Source organism: Streptomyces sp. NPDC096152, from assembly GCF_044763235.1.
In the GTDB taxonomy this organism is placed as follows: Bacteria; Actinomycetota; Actinomycetes; order Streptomycetales; family Streptomycetaceae; genus Streptomyces.
On the sequence record NZ_JBIWFW010000001.1, the window covers coordinates 954,450 to 973,381 of the forward strand.

16 protein-coding genes are annotated in these 18,932 nt (G+C 72.4%); 8 read left to right on the top strand and 8 right to left on the bottom strand.

The genetic code is table 11. The features are described from left to right. Window positions 1–88 precede the first annotated feature (88 nt). The 3 genes from ACIQ9G_RS04185 to ACIQ9G_RS04195 all read right to left on the bottom strand — a co-directional run bounded on the left by ACIQ9G_RS04185 (window position 89) and on the right by ACIQ9G_RS04195 (window position 3,191). The gene (locus ACIQ9G_RS04185; RefSeq protein WP_403605982.1) at window positions 89–907 is read right to left on the bottom strand and encodes a DsbA family protein; all 819 of its coding nucleotides are present in this window, start codon (window positions 905–907) and stop codon (window positions 89–91) included. A gap of 134 nt (window positions 908–1,041) precedes the next feature. Beyond that, window positions 1,042–1,797, bottom strand: a complete 756-nt coding sequence (locus ACIQ9G_RS04190; protein WP_403605985.1) for a hypothetical protein — start codon at window positions 1,795–1,797, stop codon at window positions 1,042–1,044. A 68-nt stretch (window positions 1,798–1,865) separates the two neighbouring features. Beyond that, window positions 1,866–3,191, bottom strand: a complete 1,326-nt coding sequence (locus tag ACIQ9G_RS04195) for a DUF2252 domain-containing protein (RefSeq protein WP_403605988.1) — start codon at window positions 3,189–3,191, stop codon at window positions 1,866–1,868. 224 nt (window positions 3,192–3,415) lie between these two features. Here ACIQ9G_RS04195 and dnaE point away from each other — a divergent pair, with 224 nt between their 5' ends. Further along, the gene (gene dnaE / locus ACIQ9G_RS04200; protein ID WP_403605991.1) at window positions 3,416–6,955 is read left to right on the top strand and encodes a DNA polymerase III subunit alpha; all 3,540 of its coding nucleotides are present in this window, start codon (window positions 3,416–3,418) and stop codon (window positions 6,953–6,955) included. Window positions 6,956–7,045: 90 nt separating this feature from the next. Here dnaE and ACIQ9G_RS04205 read toward each other — a convergent pair whose 3' ends face one another. After that, on the bottom strand, window positions 7,046–7,219 hold the full coding sequence (locus tag ACIQ9G_RS04205; RefSeq protein ID WP_392194603.1) for a hypothetical protein: 174 nt from the start codon (window positions 7,217–7,219) through the stop codon (window positions 7,046–7,048). A gap of 224 nt (window positions 7,220–7,443) precedes the next feature. Here ACIQ9G_RS04205 and ACIQ9G_RS04210 point away from each other — a divergent pair, with 224 nt between their 5' ends. From ACIQ9G_RS04210 to ACIQ9G_RS04225, 4 genes are all read left to right on the top strand, one after another. Next, a complete protein-coding gene (locus ACIQ9G_RS04210; RefSeq protein ID WP_403605994.1) occupies window positions 7,444–8,688 on the top strand; it encodes an NYN domain-containing protein in 1,245 nt (414 codons plus the stop codon). 74 nt (window positions 8,689–8,762) lie between these two features. Next, a complete protein-coding gene (locus tag ACIQ9G_RS04215) occupies window positions 8,763–9,737 on the top strand; it encodes an ABC transporter ATP-binding protein (RefSeq protein ID WP_403606772.1) in 975 nt (324 codons plus the stop codon). Window positions 9,738–9,927: 190 nt separating this feature from the next. Then, window positions 9,928–10,749 carry an ABC transporter permease gene (locus ACIQ9G_RS04220; protein ID WP_403605998.1) on the top strand — a complete coding sequence of 274 codons (822 nt, stop codon included), beginning with the start codon at window positions 9,928–9,930 and terminating at the stop codon, window positions 10,747–10,749. A 34-nt stretch (window positions 10,750–10,783) separates the two neighbouring features. Then, complete coding sequence (locus tag ACIQ9G_RS04225) at window positions 10,784–11,548, top strand: AAA family ATPase (RefSeq protein ID WP_403606001.1); 765 nt, start codon at window positions 10,784–10,786, stop codon at window positions 11,546–11,548. 39 nt (window positions 11,549–11,587) lie between these two features. On the opposite strand, the gene ybaK is transcribed toward ACIQ9G_RS04225, so the two are convergent. The 4 genes from ybaK to ACIQ9G_RS04245 all read right to left on the bottom strand — a co-directional run bounded on the left by ybaK (window position 11,588) and on the right by ACIQ9G_RS04245 (window position 15,683). Further along, window positions 11,588–12,088: a Cys-tRNA(Pro) deacylase gene (gene ybaK, locus ACIQ9G_RS04230; RefSeq protein WP_403606004.1), complete on the bottom strand. Its 501-nt coding sequence runs from the start codon at window positions 12,086–12,088 to the stop codon at window positions 11,588–11,590. Between the two features lie 16 nt (window positions 12,089–12,104). Next, window positions 12,105–12,845, bottom strand: coding sequence for an LON peptidase substrate-binding domain-containing protein (locus ACIQ9G_RS04235; protein ID WP_403606007.1), 741 nt, complete (start codon window positions 12,843–12,845; stop codon window positions 12,105–12,107). A gap of 11 nt (window positions 12,846–12,856) precedes the next feature. Then, window positions 12,857–13,879, bottom strand: a complete 1,023-nt coding sequence (locus tag ACIQ9G_RS04240) for a hypothetical protein (RefSeq protein WP_403606010.1) — start codon at window positions 13,877–13,879, stop codon at window positions 12,857–12,859. Window positions 13,880–14,105: 226 nt separating this feature from the next. After that, window positions 14,106–15,683, bottom strand: a complete 1,578-nt coding sequence (locus ACIQ9G_RS04245; RefSeq protein ID WP_403606013.1) for an oxidoreductase — start codon at window positions 15,681–15,683, stop codon at window positions 14,106–14,108. 194 nt (window positions 15,684–15,877) lie between these two features. Between ACIQ9G_RS04245 and hisD the strand changes: the two genes are divergently transcribed. The 3 genes from hisD to hisB are packed head-to-tail and all read left to right on the top strand — an operon-like array spanning window position 15,878 to window position 18,932. Continuing rightward, the gene (gene hisD, locus ACIQ9G_RS04250; RefSeq protein ID WP_403606016.1) at window positions 15,878–17,203 is read left to right on the top strand and encodes a histidinol dehydrogenase; all 1,326 of its coding nucleotides are present in this window, start codon (window positions 15,878–15,880) and stop codon (window positions 17,201–17,203) included. Further along, window positions 17,200–18,342: a histidinol-phosphate transaminase gene (locus ACIQ9G_RS04255; RefSeq protein ID WP_403606019.1), complete on the top strand. Its 1,143-nt coding sequence runs from the start codon at window positions 17,200–17,202 to the stop codon at window positions 18,340–18,342. The genes hisD and ACIQ9G_RS04255 overlap by 4 nt, the downstream gene beginning before the upstream one ends. Further along, window positions 18,339–18,932, top strand: a complete 594-nt coding sequence (gene hisB, locus ACIQ9G_RS04260; RefSeq protein WP_356187626.1) for an imidazoleglycerol-phosphate dehydratase HisB — start codon at window positions 18,339–18,341, stop codon at window positions 18,930–18,932. Before ACIQ9G_RS04255 ends, hisB begins: the two co-directional genes overlap by 4 nt.

Sequence of the window (18,932 nt, forward strand, 5' to 3'; positions counted from 1 at the left end):
CGATCAGATTACTGATCGGTACGCACGAAGGGCGGGCGAACGGCCAAATGTTCGCCCGCCCTTCAGCGCGGTGACGGCTGCCCGGGTGTCAGCCCTTGAGGGCCGCGTCCACCACCTTGTTGAAGTCGGCCACCGACATCGGCGGGTTCTGCGTGCCCGGGACGGTGAGCATCTTGCCGTTCATGACGAAACTCGGGGTGCCCGTCACGCCGTCCTTGTTCTTGTCGAAGGTCTTCGACATCGCCATCGCCCAGGCATCGTAGGTGCCGTTCTTCACGGCGGTCTGGAACTTCGTGTTGCTCTTCAGGGCGGGGACGGTGCCGGCGACCTGGAGGAGGTAGTCGTCGCTCTTGAACTTGTCGGTCGTCTCGTCCGGGTGCCACTTCGCCGAGTACAGCGCGGTCTTGTACTCGAGGAACGCCTCGGGACTCACGTCGAGCGCGGCACCCAGCGCGCTCATCGCGTTCTTCGAGCCCTCGCCGTTGTCGTGGCCGTCGATGAAGGTGCCGCCGATGTACTGGATCTTGAACGTGCCGTCGTCGAGGTCCTTCTTGACGGTGGCGCCGACGGTCTGCTCGAACTGCGCGCACACCGGACAACGCGGGTCCTCGTACACCTTCAGTGTCTTCTTGGCGGTGCTCTTGCCGATGACCACCGTCGTGCCGTCGGCCCCGGTGGTGTTGGCCGGGGCGACGACCTTCTCGTCCTTCACGGCCTCCCAGTGGCCGGGCTTGTTGGCCTGGACGACGGCGTAGCCTATGCCGCCCGCCGCCGCCAGCACGGCGACGACCGAGACGGCCACGACGGCCTGCCGCTTGGCCTTGGCGCGCTTGGCGTCGCGCTCGCGCTCGGCGCGCAGCCGCTCCCGGGCCGCCGACTTCGCCGCCTGACTGTTCCGCTGGCTCATGGTGGTGTTCTCCTGTGGGACGCGCAGCTCTCTGTGCGCTGGGTACGTGCGGGGGACTGGTCGTGCTCAGGGGCGGCCGTCCGGGCCGGCCCCGCGCGGGGTGCCGCCCGGGCCCGGCCGACGGGTGGTGCCGCTCAGACGAGGGCGGCCGAGCACGGCGGTCCGCGCCGTCCCAGGGCGCGTACGAGGAAGCGGGTGCGCAGGATCGCGGGCCGCGCCGCGGGACGCGCGGGGCGCGGCGCGGACGGGGCGGGGCGGACGGTCACCGCGGCGGCGGCGAGCCGCAGCGGCCGGACCGTCGTGGCGGCCGTGGCGGCCACCGCGCGCAGCAGCTGGGCGAGCGCCCGCTCGCCGCGGCGCAGCCACGCGGCCGCGAGCAGTCCGACGCCGGTGTGCGCGGCGAGCAGCAGCCAGGCGGTGGCCGGGTCGGCGTGGGCGAGCAGGGCGGCGAGCCGGTCGGGGCCGGCGCCGGCCCACCCGTCAACCGGCCACCACCCTTCATGGAGGCGCTGCGCGCCGCTCCCGGCCCATCGGGCCAGGGGTACGCCCACGCCCGGCCCGCCGCCGCACAGCAGGTCGACGCCGACGGAGCGCAGCGGGCCGGCCACGGGGCCGCCCACGGGTCCGTAGCAGACGTGCTGGCCGGCGGTGAAGACCGTGTCGGCCGCCAGTTCCAGCGGGATCAGCAGCGCGGCGATCCGCCCGAAGCCGCGCTCGCGGCCCGCCAGGGCGTACGCGAGCACGAACACGGCGGCCGCGACGGCGGCCACCGTGTTCAGCGGCAGCGGGACCCGGGACAGCAGCACGTGCGACGCGGTGCTGAGCGTCACGACGACGGCCGTGAACAGCGCCGCGCGTACGGCTCTGAGGTGGGTCCCTGATATGTCCATTGCGCAGAAGAGTGTGTCACGTGCCGCGGTAAGGGAGCCTTAAAGGCGCCCCGTGCGCGGCCCTTCCGTCACAGACCCGGAATGCGGCCGTTGCGGAAGAGGTCCAGGAAGATCTGGTGGTCGCCGCGCGCGCGTGCGCCGTACTCGTGCGCGAAGTCCACGAGCAGGGGCGCGAAGCCCTCCTCGTCGGCCGCGATGGCCGCGTCGATGGCCCGCTCGGTGGAGAACGGCACCAGCGACTCCCCGGACTGGTCGTCCGCCGCCGCGTGCATCGTCGCCGTGGCCCGGCCCAGGTCGGCGACCACCTGCGCGATCTCCTCCGGGTCGTCGATGTCGCCCCAGTCCAGGTCGACGGCGTACGGCGAGACCTCCGCGACCAGCTGGCCCGCGCCGTCCAGCTCGGTCCAGCCCAGCCAGGGGTCGGCGTGCGCCTGGAGGGCGCGCTGGGAGATCACCGTGCGGTGGCCCTCGTGCTGGAAGTAGTCGCGGATCGCCGGGTCCGTGATGTGCCGGGAGACGGCCGGGGTCTGGGCCTGCTTGATGTAGATCACGACGTCGTTCTCCAGGGCGTCGCTGTGGCCCTCCAGGAGGATGTTGTACGACGGCAGGCCCGCTGAGCCGATGCCGATGCCGCGGCGGCCCACGACGTCCTTCACCCGGTAGGAGTCCGGGCGGGCCAGGGACGTCTCCGGCAGCGTCTCCAGATAGCCGTCGAAGGCCGCGAGCACCTTGTAGCGGGTGGCGGCGTCCAGCTCGATGGAGCCGCCGCCGGGCGCGAAGCGGCGCTCGAAGTCGCGGATCTCGCTCATCGAGTCCAGCAGCCCGAAGCGGGTGAGCGACCGCGCGTCGCGCAGCGCGTCCAGGAGGGGGCCCTGGGCGGTGTCCAGGGTGAAGGGCGGCACCTCGTCGCTCTTGGCGCCGGTCGCCAGGGCGTGCACGCGCTCGCGGTAGGCGGTGGCGTAGACCGTGACCAGCTCGGTGATCTGCTCGTCGCTCAGCGCCTTGGCGTAGCCGATCAGGGCCACGGAGGCGGCGAAGCGCTTCAGGTCCCAGGTGAAGGGGCCCACGTAGGCCTCGTCGAAGTCGTTGACGTTGAAGACGAGGCGGCCGTTGGAGTCCATGTAGGTGCCGAAGTTCTCCGCGTGCAGATCGCCGTGGATCCACACCCGCGAGGTGCGCTCGTCCAGGTAGGGGCCGCCGCGCTTCTCGGCGTCCAGGTCGTGGTAGAAGAGGCCGGCCGTGCCGCGGTAGAACGCGAAGGCCGAGGCCGCCATCTTCCGGAACTTCACGCGGAACGCGGCCGGGTCGGCGGCCAGGAGCTCGCCGAAGGCGGTGTCGAAGACGGCGAGGATCTCCTCGCCGCGCTGCTCGTCGCTGAGCTGGGGGACCGACATCGCTGGGTGCCTCCTGGTACGGGTGGTGCGTGACGTGTGGGACGGATCCTCCGCGGATCTTCCCCTGTGCCAACGTCCGGCGGGGCGGGGGAGTGCCCGCGTGCTCCTCGCACGAAGGTACGCGTGGATGCCCGCCGAGTGTCAGTGCCGGGGCATAGACTTCGACGCTGTCCCCCGGACTGTCCGCAGCCTGTAGACAACTGTTCGCCTTGGAGGCCGCAACCGTGTCAAAGCCGCCGTTCACGCACCTGCACGTCCACACCCAGTACTCGCTGCTGGACGGTGCCGCGCGGCTCAAGGACATGTTCGACGCGTGCAACGAGATGGGCATGACGCACATCGCCATGTCCGACCACGGCAACCTCCACGGGGCGTACGACTTCTTCCACTCCGCGAAGAAGGCCGGAGTCACCCCGATCATCGGCATCGAGGCGTATGTCGCCCCCGAGTCCCGGCGCAACAAGCGCAAGATCCTCTGGGGTCAGCCGCACCAGAAGCGGGACGACATCTCCGGTTCCGGCGGTTACACCCACAAGACGATGTGGGCGGTGAACAGGACCGGCCTGCACAACCTCTTCCGGCTGTCCTCCGACGCGTACGCCGAGGGCTGGCTGCAGAAGTGGCCCCGGATGGACAAGGAGACCATCGCCCAGTGGTCCGAGGGGATCGTGGCCTCCACCGGCTGCCCCTCCGGCGAGGTCCAGACCCGGCTGCGCCTCGGCCACTTCGACGAGGCGCTCAAGGCGGCCGCCGACTACCAGGACATCTTCGGCAAGGACCGGTACTTCCTGGAGCTGATGGACCACGGCATCGAGATCGAGCGCCGGGTCCGCGACGGCCTGCTGGAGATCGGCAGGAAGCTCGGCATCCCCCCGCTGGTCACCAACGACTCGCACTACACGTACGCGCACGAGGCGACCGCCCACGACGCCCTGCTGTGCATCCAGACCGGCAAGAACCTCTCCGACCCCGACCGCTTCAAGTTCGACGGCACCGGCTACTACCTGAAGTCCACGGACGAGATGTACGCCATCGACTCCTCGGACGCCTGGCAGGAGGGCTGCGCCAACACGCTCCTCGTGGCCGAGATGGTCGACACCACCGGCATGTTCGAGGCGAAGAACCTCATGCCGAAGTTCGACATCCCCGAGGGCTACACCGAGGTCACCTGGTTCAAGGAGGAGGTCCGCCGCGGCATGGAGCGCCGCTTCCCCGGCGGCATCCCCGAGGACCGGCAGAAGCAGGCCGAGTACGAGATGGACGTCATCATCCAGATGGGGTTCCCGGGGTACTTCCTCGTCGTCGCCGACTTCATCATGTGGGCGAAGAACAACGGCATCGCGGTGGGCCCCGGCCGAGGCTCCGCGGCCGGCTCGATCGTGGCGTACGCCATGGGCATCACCGACCTCGACCCGATTCCGCACGGCCTGATCTTCGAGCGGTTCCTCAACCCCGAGCGCGTCTCCATGCCCGACGTCGACATCGACTTCGACGAGCGCCGGCGCGTCGAGGTCATCAGGTACGTGACGGAGAAGTACGGCGCCGACAAGGTCGCCATGATCGGCACGTACGGCAAGATCAAGGCCAAGAACGCGATCAAGGACTCCGCGCGCGTGCTGGGCTACCCGTACGCCATGGGCGACCGGCTCACCAAGGCCATGCCCGCCGACGTCCTCGGCAAGGGCATCGACCTCAACGGCATCACCGACCCCTCGCACCCGCGCTACAGCGAGGCGGGCGAGATCCGCGGGATGTACGAGAACGAGCCGGACGTGAAGAAGGTCATCGACACCGCCAAGGGCGTCGAGGGCCTGGTCCGGCAGATGGGCGTGCACGCCGCCGGCGTGATCATGTCCAGCGAGACCATCACCGAGCACGTGCCCGTCTGGGTCCGGCACACCGACGGCGTGACCATCACCCAGTGGGACTACCCGAGCTGCGAGTCGCTCGGCCTGCTGAAGATGGACTTCCTCGGCCTGCGCAACCTGACGATCATGGACGACGCCGTCAAGATGGTGAAGTCCAACAAGGGGATCGACATCGATCTCCTCAGCCTCCCGCTGGACGACCCCACGACCTTCGAACTGCTCCAGCGCGGCGACACCCTGGGCGTCTTCCAGTTCGACGGCGGCCCCATGCGCTCGCTGCTGCGGCTGATGAAGCCCGACAACTTCGAGGACATCTCCGCCGTCTCCGCGCTCTACCGTCCGGGCCCCATGGGCATGGACTCGCACACCAACTACGCGCTGCGCAAGAACAAGCTCCAGGAGATCACCCCGATCCACAAGGAGCTGGAGGAGCCCCTCGAGGAGGTCCTGGCCGTCACCTACGGCCTGATCGTCTACCAGGAGCAGGTGCAGAAGGCCGCCCAGATCATCGCCGGGTACTCGCTCGGCGAGGCCGACATCCTCCGCCGCGTCATGGGCAAGAAGAAGCCCGAGGAACTGGCGAAGAACTTCGTCCTCTTCCAGGAGGGAGCCCGGAAGAAGGGCTACAGCGACGAGGCCATCCAGGCCCTGTGGGACGTGCTGGTCCCCTTCGCCGGCTACGCGTTCAACAAGGCCCACTCCGCCGCGTACGGCCTGGTGTCGTACTGGACCGCCTACCTGAAGGCGAACCACCCGGCCGAGTACATGGCCGCGCTGCTGACCTCGGTGAAGGACGACAAGGACAAGTCGGCGGTCTACCTCAACGAGTGCCGCCGCATGGGCATCCGGGTCCTCCCGCCGAACGTCAACGAGTCGCAGTCGAACTTCGCCGCCCAGGGCGACGACGTGATCCTCTTCGGCCTCTCCGCCGTCCGCAACGTCGGCACCAACGTCGTCGAGTCGATCATCAAGTGCCGCAAGGCCAAGGGGAAGTACGCCTCCTTCCCGGACTACCTCGACAAGGTCGAGGCGGTCGTCTGCAACAAGCGCACCACGGAGTCGCTGATCAAGGCGGGCGCCTTCGACACCATGGGCCACACCCGCAAGGGCCTGACGGCGCAGTACGAGCCGATGATCGACAACGTGGTCGCGGTCAAGCGCAAGGAGGCGGAGGGCCAGTTCGACCTCTTCGGCGGCATGGGCGAGGAGCAGAGCAGCGAGCCCGGCTTCGGCCTCGACGTCGTCTTCGGCGAGGAGGAGTGGGACAAGACCTACCTGCTCGCCCAGGAGCGGGAGATGCTCGGTCTCTACGTCTCCGACCACCCCCTCTTCGGCCTGGAGCACGTCCTGTCCGACAAGGCGGACGCGGGCATCGCCCAGCTCACCGGCGGCGAGCACGCGGACGGCGCGGTCGTCACCATCGGCGGCATCATCTCCGGCCTGCAGCGCAAGATGACCAAGCAGGGCAACGCCTGGGCCATCGCCACCGTCGAGGACCTCGCCGGCTCCATCGAGTGCATGTTCTTCCCCGCCACCTACCAGCTGGTGTCCACGCAACTCGTCGAGGACGCCGTGGTGTTCGTCAAGGGCCGCCTCGACAAGCGCGAGGACGTGCCCCGCCTGGTCGCGATGGAGCTGATGGTCCCCGACCTGTCCAACGCGGGCACCAACGCGCCGGTGATCCTCACCATCCCGGCCACCCGGGTCACCCCGCCCATGGTCAGCCGCCTCGGCGAGATCCTGAGCCACCACAAGGGCGACAGCGAGGTCCGGATCAAGCTCCAGGGCCCGCGCAAGACGACGGTGCTGCGCCTGGACCGGCACCGGGTGAAGCCGGACCCCGCCCTCTTCGGCGACCTCAAGGTCCTGCTCGGCCCGTCCTGTCTGGCCGGCTGACCCCGCCCGGCGGGTTGGCCGACGTGCACAAGGGGCGTGCCTGCGCGCGGGCACGCCCCTCGTGGATGCTCAACGGACAGAGCGCCGGGCTCAGTTGTGGCCGAAGCGCTTCTGCCTGCCCTTGCGGGCCATATCAGTCGGAGTCAGCTGCGGCGCGTGGTGCTCGGGCTGCGACTCCATCACGGACCGCTCGGTCTCCTGGGGGCCGTTCGCGGCCACCGAGGCCTTCTGCCGGCTGCGGTCCTGCTTCCTGTTCTTGGCCATGGTGATCAGCCTCCTGTGGGGGATCTAGGGGCCAGGGCCGGGACCAGATTCACATAGGCCGACAATGAACGCATGTCGGATAATTACCGTATGTGACAGGGGTGGTCGGGACACCGGGCCCGGAAACGCCACGCCGAAGATCGAGTTCGGGCCGTTAACCCCGGCGCCGTCGGGCAGACTCGAAGCAAGCCCGAAGCAAACCTCCCGGAAAGAGGGTGGATCGCGTGGACCGCTGCATCGTCCTGGTGGACGCCGGGTATCTGCTGGGGGCCGCCGCCAGTCTCCTCGCCGGGGAGCCGTCGCGGTCCCGCATCAGCGTCGATCACACCGCCCTCGTCCAGGGACTGCGCGAGCAGGCCGAATCCGACACCGAGCGGCCCCTGCTGCGCATCTACTGGTTCGACGGCGCCCCCGACCGCGTGCCGCAGCCCGACCACCGCAGGCTCCGGGTGATGCCCCGCGTCACGGTCCGGCTCGGCGCGCTGACCCGCAGCGACGGCCGCTGGGCGCAGAAGGGCGTGGACGCCGCCATGCACGCCGAGCTGACCGAGCTGGCCCGCAACCGCGCCTGCTCCGACGTCGTCCTCGTCACCGGCGACGGCGATCTGCTGCCCGGCATGATGGCCGCCAAGGAGCACGGCGTCGCCGTCCATCTGTGGGCCGTCCAGGCCGCCGACGGCGACTACAACCAGTCCGAGGACCTGGTCGCCGAGGCCGACGAGCGGCGCGTGCTGGACCGCACCTGGATCACCAAGGCCGTACGGGCCAAGGAACTGACCGGCGTCTGCGCCCCGCCGCCCGCGCCCCGCCCCGAGATCGCCGCGATCCTCTCCGCGCCGCTGCCCGAGTCCGCGCTCGCCGCGACGGAGCGCCCCGGCGAGCAGCGCCCGCACCCGGCCGCGGCCGCCGGGCGCAACGGCACCGAGGAACGGATGCCGAGCCCCAAGGGCGTACCCACCCCCAAGGACCTCGCCGCCCTGCGCGCCCCCGGGAACCAGCCCGTCCAGCACCCCACCACGGCGACCCTGCGCTGGTCCTCCGACCGGGGCTGGGTGGACCGCCCCGGGGTGGCCGCCGAGCCCGCCGAGGCCGCCTCCATGCCGACGCTGGCGCAGCTGACGACGGCCGAGCAGCGGTGGGCGGACCGCGAGGAGGACATCACGACCGTCGGCGGCGACCCCTTCGAGGTCGGGCAGGTCTTCGCGCGGCGGTGGGTGGAGCGGCTGGGCGACGGGACCCATCTGCAGAAGCTGTCGTCGATGTATCCGCGGGTCCCGCACCGCATCGACGGGGAGCTGCTGCGGTACGCCGCCCGGTTCGGGCTGCTGGCCCACAAGGACGACCAGATCGACGAGCACGACCGTTACGCCATCCGGGCCGGCTTCTGGCGGGAGATCGACGTGCGCACCGGGGCGGAGCACGCCCCCGCGGGGGACGGCGTCCCGGCGGGTCGCCCCAAGGACGAGTAAAGGCCCCGGACCCCGTACCCTCGTCCTTTGTGAGTACGCGCGCGGCACAGGCACTTCGGCACGGGGACGGCGTGGTGTGCGCGGTGCGCGGACTGACCAAGACCTATCCCGCGGTGCGCGGCCGGCGCGGCGTCCCCGCCGCGCCCGAGGTGCTGGCCTGCGACGGCGTCGACCTCGACGTCCGGCGCGGGGAGATCTTCGGGCTGCTCGGGCCGAACGGCGCCGGCAAGTCCACCCTCGTACGGCAGCTCACCGGGCTGCTGCGGCCGGACCGCGGCAATGTCGAGATCCTCGGCCACGACATCGTGGCGCACCCCGAGCGGGCCGCCCGGATCCTCGCCTACCTCGGGCAGGAGTCCACCGCCCTGGACGAGCTGACCGTCTCGCTCGCCGCCGAGACCACCGGACGGCTGCGCGGCCTGGACGCCCGGCGCGCGCGCGCCGAGCGGGACGCCGTCCTCGACGAGCTGGGCCTCGGCCCGATCGCCGGGCGTGCGCTGAAGAAGCTCTCCGGCGGTCAGCGGCGGCTCGCCTGCTTCGCCGCCGCGCTGGTCGGCGAGCGGCCGCTGCTCGTGCTCGACGAACCCACCACCGGCATGGACCCGGTGGCCCGGCGCGCGGTGTGGTCCGCCGTCGACAGCAGGCGCGCCGAACACGGCACGACGGTCCTGCTGGTCACCCACAACGTCATCGAGGCCGAGACCGTGCTCGACCGGGTCGCCGTGCTCGACCGGGGCCGGGTCATCGCCTGCGACACCCCGGCCGGGCTGAAGGCGCGGGTCTCCGGCGAGGTCCGGGTCGAACTGGTCTGGCGGGACCGGGCGCCCCTGGAGGTGGCCGAGGTGGCCGCGCTGCGGGAGCGGGCCGTGGAGGCGGGCCGGCGCTGGACGCTGCGGCTCGCGCCCGATGAGGCCCGCGCGGCCGTCGCCACGGTCACCGGCGGCGCCGCCTTCGCCGCCCTGGACGACTTCACCCTCGCCACGCCCAGCCTGGAGGACGTCTACCTGGCGCTCGGCGGCGCGGCCCGGCAGGGACTGGTGAAGGCATGAGCGCGCGGGCCGGCGAATCCGTAGGGGACTGCGCGGGCGCCGCGAACCACCCGGACCACCCGGTCCATCCGGTCCATCCGGTCCATCCGGTCCGCATGGACTACACGGGCGCCGCGGGGAACCCGTCCGGAGGACGGAACGCGACCGGGGCCCGTACCGCGTTCGCCGCAGGGAAGAGGAGCAGTTCGACGTGAGTGTCGTACCCGCCGGTGTGCTGCCCGGAGCCACGGCCGTGCAGGACGGCGGTGCCGGTGAGGCGGCCGTCCTCGCCCCGCGGGCGCGGCTGTGGCCGTCCCTCGCGGCCGTGTACCGGGCCCAGCTGTCCCGGGCGCGGGTGGCGCGGATCCCGCTGCTGTTCGTGGCGACCTTCCAGTCCGTCGGCATCATGGTCATGATGCGCGGCGTGGTCGGCGGAGGCGGCGAGGCCCGGTCCGTCGTGGCCGGGGCGTCGATCGTGGTCGTCGCCTATGTCGCCCTGAACCTGCTGGCGCAGTACTTCGGGCATCTGCGGGCCAGCGGCGGCCTCGACCACTACGCCACGCTGCCGGTGCCGCCCGCGGCGGTGGTGCTGGGCGCGGCGGGGGCCTACGCCTCCTTCACCGTGCCGGGGACGGTGGTGACCGCCGTCTTCGGGTGCGTGCTGTTCGGGCTGCCGCTCGGGAACCTGTGGGTGCTGCTCGCCGTGATCCCGCTCGCCGGTGCCGCGCTCTCCGGACTCGGCGCGGCCTGCGGACTGCTCGCCCCGCGACCGGAACTGGCCACGCTGCTCGGCCAGTTGGGCATGTCGGCGGCGCTGCTGCTGGGGGTGCTGCCGCCCGACCGGATGCCGGAGGCGATCCGCCTCGCCCGCGACCTGCTGCCGTCGACGTACGGCGTCGAGGCCTACGCCCGTACCTTCTCGGCCCATCCCGACTGGGCGTTCGTGGCCGGTGACATGGCCGTGTGCGCCGCGGTCGGGGTGGTCTCCCTGGCCCTCGCCACCTGGGCGTACCGGCGGGCGGCCGTCCGGTGACGCGGCCGTCGGACCCAACTGGCACGATGACAGGGTGACCGCTCCGTTGACTCCTCCTCCGCCGCCGCATCAGCGGCCCTCCCAGTCCGCCGAGGCCGCACAGGCCCCGCAGGCCCCGCACGGGCAGGCCTGGCAGGTGCCGCCTGCCGGGTCCGGGGCCGGGGTCGCGGCGACCGCGTACGAACAGGACGGACCCGGTATGAAGACCGAAGTCCGGGAGGCCGCCGTGGTCACCGTGGCCGTGGCGCTCGGCGGGCTGCTGCTGGGGCTGCTGTGGTGGTGGCTGGCGCCGCACGTGCCGCTGGTGGGCGACGTCGTGGACAACAGCTGGGTGGTCTACTTCAAGGACACCGAGGGGGAGCAGGCGATCGGCGTGGACGGCACGTTCACGCTGCTGGCGCTCGCCTTCGGCCTGGTGAGCGCGCTGGCCGTCTTCCTGGTGCGCCGGCGCGGGGGCGTGCCGCTGGTGGTCGCGCTGTGCGTCGGCGGTCTGCTCGGTTCGCTGCTGGCCTGGCGGTTCGGGATCTGGCTCGGGCCCGGCAAGGACGTCATCGCCCAGGCGAAGGCGGCCGGCAAGGGCGTCACCTTCCCGGCGCCGCTGAAGCTGAGCGCCAAGGGCGCGCTCCTCGCCTGGCCGCTGGCCGCGCTGGTCGTGCACCTGGGCCTGACCGCCCTGTTCGGCCCCCGCGACCCCGACCCCTACGGCGACGGCCCCTACGGACACGGAGCCCACGGGAACGATCCCTACGGACACGGTGCCCACGGAGCCGGTGCCCACGGGGACTCACCGACGGCGTAGCCGTCCCGCCCCCCGTTCAGGCCCGCGCGGGAAACCCGTTCAGGCCCGCGCGACCGGTGCCAGCACCGCGCCGGTCAGCCGGGCCAGGTCGGCTGGGGACAGCTCGACCTCCAGACCCCGGCGGCCCGCGGACACGCAGATCGTGCCGTGGGCCGTCGCCGAGTCGTCCAGGACCGTGGCCAGCCGCTTGCGCTGGCCGAGCGGGGAGATGCCGCCGCGGACGTAGCCGGTGGTGCGCTCGGCCAGGGCCGGGTCCGCCATCGCCGCGCGCTTGCCGCCCACCGCGGCGGCCAGCGCCTTCAGGTCCAGGGACCCCGCCACCGGGACCACGGCCACCGTCAGGGCGCCGTCGACGTCCGCCACCAGTGTCTTGAAGACACGGTCCGGGGAGACGCCCATCGCCTCGGCCGCCTCCGCGCCGTAGGAGGGGTGGGCGGGGTCGTGGTCGTAGGAGTGGACCGTGAAGTCCACGTCTGCCGCGGTGAGGGCCACCGTCGCGGGCGTGCCCCCGGGCTGCTGCTTCTTCGCCTTCTTCGCCATCCCGGTCCGTCTTCCCTCAGTTGAGGCTCGTCGGGCCGCGGGTCAGGTCCACGGCCGGCAACGACGGGAGACTACGGATGATCGCCGTCTCCGAGCGCAGCAGTCTCAGCTCCTCGCGCAGGCGGGAGGAGGTGTCCGGGGCCTGCAGCAGCCGCTGTTTCGTCGGAGTGTCCAGCGCCATCGCCGCCGCCACCAGGTACGACACCACGCTCGGCTCGTCCGGCAGTTCGGCGCCGGTGGTGAGCGACCGCTCCCGCGCGCCCGCCAGCCGCTTCTGGTACTGGCGGAAGGACCGCAGCACCCCCTCGGCGAGCGCGCCCGCCTCGTCGCCGGGCTCCTCGGACAGCTCCTCCAGCTCGGCCGTCAGGAACGGACCGCTCGCGTCGACGGACCGCAGCCGCACCCGGGTCGTGCCCGTCGCCAGCACCTCGAAGGTGCCGTCGGCCCGCTCCCGGACCGTCGCCGCGTCCGCCACGCAGCCCACGGTGTGGAACGCGGCGGCCGGATCGGGGCCGAAGCCGGCCGCGGGGCCGCGTTCGGGCTCGGCGGTCGGGTCGGGCATGCCGGGGGCGCTCAGGGCCACCTCGTGGCCGTCGCGGATCGCCACGACGGCGAACCGGCGCGGTTCTTCCTCGGGCGTCTTCAGGAGCGTGCGCATCATGGCGCGGTAGCGCTCCTCGAAGACGTTCAGAGGAAGCACCAGCCCCGGGAACAGCACCGAGTTCAGGGGGAAGAGCGGGAGCCGGAGGGTGGTCACGACGCAGAAGCCTAATGGTCGCCGGAGCGGACGCGTCCGCCGTGCTCGTTCCGCGGGTGCCGCGGCGGCCGGGCGAGGGGTGCCGCCCCGACGTCGTCGCGGACCTTCAGGAACAGGCCCAGCGGGTCGTCCGACACCCGGTCCCAGGGGAAGGACGTGGCGTACGGGCCGACGAGGCGCAGCTGGAGGCGTGCGTCCTCCTGGCGTCCCAGCCGGGCCAGGACGTACCCGAGCAGGTTGCGGATCTCCGCCGGCCAGGGGTCGGCGGCGGGGAACCGGGCGGAGAGCGCGATCGCCCGGTCGGCCGCCGCGTCCAGCCGGGCGCGCGGCACCTCCGGGCCGCAGCCGTCGGTCAGATAGGCGAAGGCCGCCCGGACCGGGAGGGCCTGGACGAGCGAGCCGACCGGGGCGTCCTGCGCGGCGAGGTCGGCGAAGTCGAAGCACTCGCGGTGGGAGCCGTGCCAGGAGGCCGCCAGGTAGCGCAGGGCGGCGACATGGCAGCCGTAGTGGTGCGGGGCGCGGCGCACCGCCGCCTCCCACAGCTCCTCGAAGTAGCGGTGCCCGGCTCGCGCGCCGCGCGCGTGGTCCAGCGCGACCCGCCACGGGACCGGGTCCCGGGCGTCACCGCGCGCGGCGGCCGTGATCAGCGGGCTCACCTCGCGCAGCAGCTCGGCGCGGGCCGGGGACAGCCAGGCGCGGTCCACCGCGAGCTGGGCCGCGACCAGCAGCGCGTCCGGGTCGTGCGGGGCGGCGGCGCGCCAGGCGTCCAGCCATCCGGCGCGAGAGCGGGCGAAGGCGGCCAGCCGCAGGGCGTAGCGGTCGCGGTCCTCCCACTCGGCCCGCGCCCGGGTGGTGGCGAGCAGGCCGGCGGCGGGCCCGAAGTCGCCCTGCGCGGCCGCAACCAGCGCGGGAGCCAGACGGTCGTCGGGGGCGTCGAGCAGCACCTCGTCGTCGGCCACGGGGACGGCGGGGGCGGGCGGGGACATCCGGGACGCGCGGATGAAGGGGGGCAGCAGAGCCATGGTGTCGACCATTGAAAGTCCGCAGGTCGCGGACACGCCAGAGGGGAAGGCGGAACTGGGGAAAGTTGTACGGGGGCGGGTCAAGGGATGGCAAAGGGTGACGGTCCGTCGGCCGTCCCGAAGCCGTGCCCGGCGACCGGTACCCGAAGCCATGCCCGGCGACCGGTACCCGAAGCCGTGCCCGGCGACCGGCACCCGGGGTGGGACGAGGCGGGCGAAGGCCCGGGATGTGGGATGTTCAGTTCCGCCGCAGCAGCCGTGTCGCCCCCGCGGCCACCGTCGTCGCCAGGATCCAGCCCAGCAGGATCAGCGCCGCGGCCAGCCACTGCCAGGCGCCACGCAGCTGCCACTGGCCCACCTGACCGAGGTCGATCACCGGCAGCAGCAGGTCGAGGGCGAACAGCGCGGGGTTCCACTGCGGATGCTCGTCGGGGCTGACCGGCGGGTGTCCCGCCCGGGCGAAGGCCAGCGAGCCGGCCGCCCACAGCACCGCCATCCACACCGCGGCCCGGCCCGGCCGGTACCCGTAGGCGACCGCCCAGTCCTGCACATGGCCCCAGAACTTGGCGGCCAGCGGCAGGGTCTCGCGGCGGCGGCGCTGCTTGGCGAGCAGCACCTCGCGCGCGTCCTCGTCCTCACCGGCCCCCCGCAGAACGGCCGCGAGCCGCTCGTACGGCTCCGGGTTGTACTCGGCGGTCGCCGCGGCCACCCAGTCCAGGCGCTCGGCCAGCGGGAACGGACCCCGCGGCACGAGGTTCTCGTAGACGAAGCCGCCCATGTGCAGCCGTCCCGGCCCCGGCCAGCCCGCCGCCCGGTCGACGAGGGTCACGATCCGCGCCCCGGACAGCAGCACGGAGCCGCGCTCCGGCCGCTCCCCGAGGAAGCGCAGCTCGGGGGCCTGCACCCGGCGCAGCGACAGCTCCTGGTCGTCGGTGAAGGCGAACCGGGCCCCCTCCAGGTCCACCGCGTCCCCGAACCGGCCGTCGTCCAGGCGCACCCCGCCCTCGCAGGTGAACGGCTGGATCCGGGTCCCGCGCTCCGGGGTCATGCCGCTGAGCAGGGGATTGCCGACGCCGGCCGGGGTCAGGTAGAGCGTGCGTCCGACGGTCAGCTGGGGCGCGTTCAGGGCGAGCCGCGCGCGCGGGTTGGCGAGCCGCGCCCCGCGCAGGCTCAGCGACACGCCGACCTTGGCACTGCGCAGGCTGAACTCGCCGTACGACTCCAGCAGCTCCGCCTGGAGGTCCTGGCCGACCGTCATGCCGTCGGCGGCGATCGACCGGCCGCTGCGGTCGTGGTGCACGACCGCCTGGCTGAGCAGCAGGTCCGTGCCGATGTGGGCGTCGGTCAGCCGCACCCCGGCGTGGAAGCGGCAGCGCGGCAGGTGCAGGTCGCCCTCCGTGCGCACGCGGGCCGCCTCCAGCCGCGGCACCGAGCAGTCCACCAGCCGCAGGGTCGTGAAGTGGGCCTCCGGCAGCCGGACCTCCTGCGCGAACCGGCAGCCCTTCAGCTCCACGTACGGCACCACCGTGCCGCCCGCGAGGTCCAGCACGCCGTCGATCCGCACCCCGACGAGCTTGAGCGACGACACGCGGCCCGCCAGCGCGGGCGGCCCGTCGAGCAGCAGCCAGCAGACGATGCGCGCCCGCACGGTCCGCTCGGCTCCCCAGGGGTGCCCGCCGTGCGGATCGTCGACCACCCTGTCCCCGCTGCGCAGGTCGTACGCGCTGCCGTTGCGGAAGGCCTGCCACATGCCGGCCTCGGTGGCGGTCAGGTCGTCGGGCAGGTCCCCGGCGCGTGAGGCGGCCCCCTCGGTCACGTCGCCCCCTCCCTCCCCAGCTACTCGCCGGTTTCGTACAACTGTTCATGCCCGTTGCGTGACGGTCTGAACACAAGACGTGACGGGGATCTTCCGGGTTGCGGCGGCCGGACGGGTCACAGGAGGCGGACACTCTGTATCAGCCATTGATACAGGCGAACGACGCCGTACGCCGGTCTGAGAGAATTGGTTGCGTGATCTCCCGAATCGATCTGCGCGGCGACGCCCTTCCCGAGGGCCCCGCCCTGCGCGACCTGCTGCCCCGAGCCGACTTCGACGTCGCGGCCGCCCTGGAGAGGGTGCGTCCGATCTGCGAGGCCGTGCATCATCGTGGCGACGCGGCGCTGATCGACTTCGCCGAGAAGTTCGACGGCGTACGGCTGGAATCCGTCCGGGTCCCGGACCGGGCGCTCAAGGAGGCCCTGGAGCGGCTCGACCCGGCCGTCCGCGCGGCCCTGGAGGAGTCCGTCCGGCGCGCCCGGCTCGTCCACCGCGAGCAGCGCCGCTCCCCGCACACCACCCAGGTGGTGCCCGGTGGCTCGGTGACCGAGAAGTGGGTGCCCGTCGACCGGGTCGGGCTGTACGCGCCCGGCGGCCGGTCGGTCTACCCGTCGTCCGTGGTCATGAACGCGGTGCCCGCCCAGGAGGCCGGCGTCGAGTCGATCGCGCTCGCCTCCCCGCCGCAGGCGGAGTTCGGCGGACTGCCGCACCCGACGATCCTCGCCGCCTGCGCTCTGCTCGGCGTCGACGAGGTGTACGCGGTGGGCGGCGCCCAGGCCGTCGCCATGTTCGCCCACGGCACCGAGTCCTGCCCGCCCGCAACGATGGTCACCGGCCCCGGCAACATCTGGGTCGCCGCCGCCAAGCGCTACTTCACCGGAAAGATCGGCATCGACGCCGAGGCCGGCCCGACCGAGATCGCGATCCTCGCGGACTCCACCGCCGACCCGGTGCACGTCGCCTCCGACCTGATCAGCCAGGCCGAGCACGACCCGCTCGCCGCCGCCGTCCTCGTCACCGACTCCACGGAGCTCGCGGACGCGGTGGAGAAGGAGCTGGAGCCGCAGGTCGCGGCGACCCGGCACGTCGAGGACCGGATCCGCCCGGCGCTCGCGGGCAGGCAGTCCGCGATCGTGCTGGTCGACGGCATCGACGAGGGCCTGCGCGTGGTCGACGCCTACGGCGCCGAGCACCTGGAGATCCAGACCGCCGACGCGGCCGCGGTCGCCGACCGGGTGAGGAACGCCGGCGCGATCTTCGTCGGGCCCTGGGCCCCCGTCTCCCTCGGCGACTACGCGGCCGGGTCCAACCACGTGCTCCCGACCGGCGGCTGCGCCTGCCACTCCTCGGGTCTGTCCGTCCAGTCCTTCCTGCGCGGCATCCACATCGTCGACTACACGCGGGACGCGCTCGCCGAGGTCGCCCACCACGTGGTGACGCTGGCGGAGGCGGAGGACCTGCCGGCGCACGGCGCGGCGATCAAGGCCAGGTTCGGCTGGAAGGTACCGACGAGCAAGTGAACCTCGGAATCGACGATCTCCCCGTACGGGACGAGCTGCGCGGCAAGTCCCCCTACGGAGCGCCCCAGCTGGACGTCCCCGTACGGCTGAACACCAACGAGAACCCCTACCCGCTGCCGGAACCGCTGGTCGAGCGGATCACCGAGCGGGTCCGCGAGGCGGCCCGCCACCTCAACCGCTACCCGGACCGGGACGCGGTCGAGTTGCGCACCCGGCTCGCCGAGTACCTGACGGACACCGGCAAGTACGCCGTCGGCCCGGAGAACGTCTGGGCGGCCAACGGCTCCAACGAGGTCATCCAGCAGCTGCTGCAGACCTTCGGCGGACCGGGCCGCACGGCGATCGGCTTCGAACCGTCGTACTCGATGCACGCGCTCATCGCGCGCGGCACGGGGACGGGCTGGATCTCCGGCCCGCGCGCCGAGGACTTCACCATCGACCTCGCCGCCGCCGAGAAGGCGATCGCCGAGCACCGCCCGGACGTCGTCTTCGTCACCACCCCCAACAACCCCACGGGCAACGCGGTCCCGCCCGAGACGGTCCTCGCGCTGTACGACGCCGCGCAGGCGGCCCGGCCGTCGATGGTGATCGTCGACGAGGCGTACGTCGAGTTCAGCCACGGCGACTCGCTGCTGCCGCTGCTCGAGGGCCGGCCCCACCTGGTGATCTCCCGCACCATGTCCAAGGCGTTCGGCGCCGCCGGCCTCCGCCTCGGCTACCTCGCCGCGCACCCGGCCGTCGTGGACGCCGTCCAGCTCGTCCGGCTGCCGTACCACCTCTCGGCGGTCACGCAGGCGACCGCGCTGGCCGCCCTGGAGCACACCGACACGCTGCTGAAGTACGTCGAGCAGCTGAAGGCCGAGCGGGACCGGCTGGTCACCGAGCTGCGCGCGCTCGGCTACGACGTCACCGCGTCGGACGCGAACTTCGTCCAGTTCGGACGGTTCGCCGACTCCCGCACGGCCTGGCGGCGGATCCTCGACCGGGGCGTCCTGGTCCGGGACAACGGCGTCCCGGGCCGGCTGCGGGTCACCGCCGGAACCCCGGAGGAGAACGACGCGTTCCTCGACGCCGTCCGTGAACTGAAGTGTCTCGTGGGGGACGACACCCCCGCACCCCCGAAGGAGCAGAGCGCATGAGCCGCGTCGGGCGCGTGGAGCGCACCACCAAGGAGACCTCGGTCGTCGTCGAGATCGACCTCGACGGCACCGGAAGGACCGACATCGCCACCGGCGTCGGCTTCTGGGACCACATGCTCGACCAGCTCGGCCGGCACGGTCTGTTCGACCTGACCGTGAAGACCGAGGGCGACCTGCACATCGACTCCCACCACACCATCGAGGACACCGCCCTCGCGCTGGGCGCCGCCTTCCGGCAGGCGCTCGGCGACAAGGTGGGCATCTACCGCTTCGGCAACTGCACGGTCCCGCTGGACGAGTCCCTCGCCCAGGTCACCGTCGACCTCTCCGGCCGCCCCTACCTCGTGCACACCGAGCCCGAGAAGATGGCGCCGATGATCGGCGAGTACGACACCACGATGACCCGGCACGTCCTGGAGTCCTTCGTCGCCCAGGCGCAGATCGCGCTGCACGTCCACGTGCCCTACGGGCGCAACGCGCACCACATCGTGGAGTGCCAGTTCAAGGCGCTGGCCCGGGCCCTGCGGTACGCCAGCGAGCGCGACCCGCGCGCGGCCGGCATCATCCCGTCCACGAAGGGCGCGCTGTAG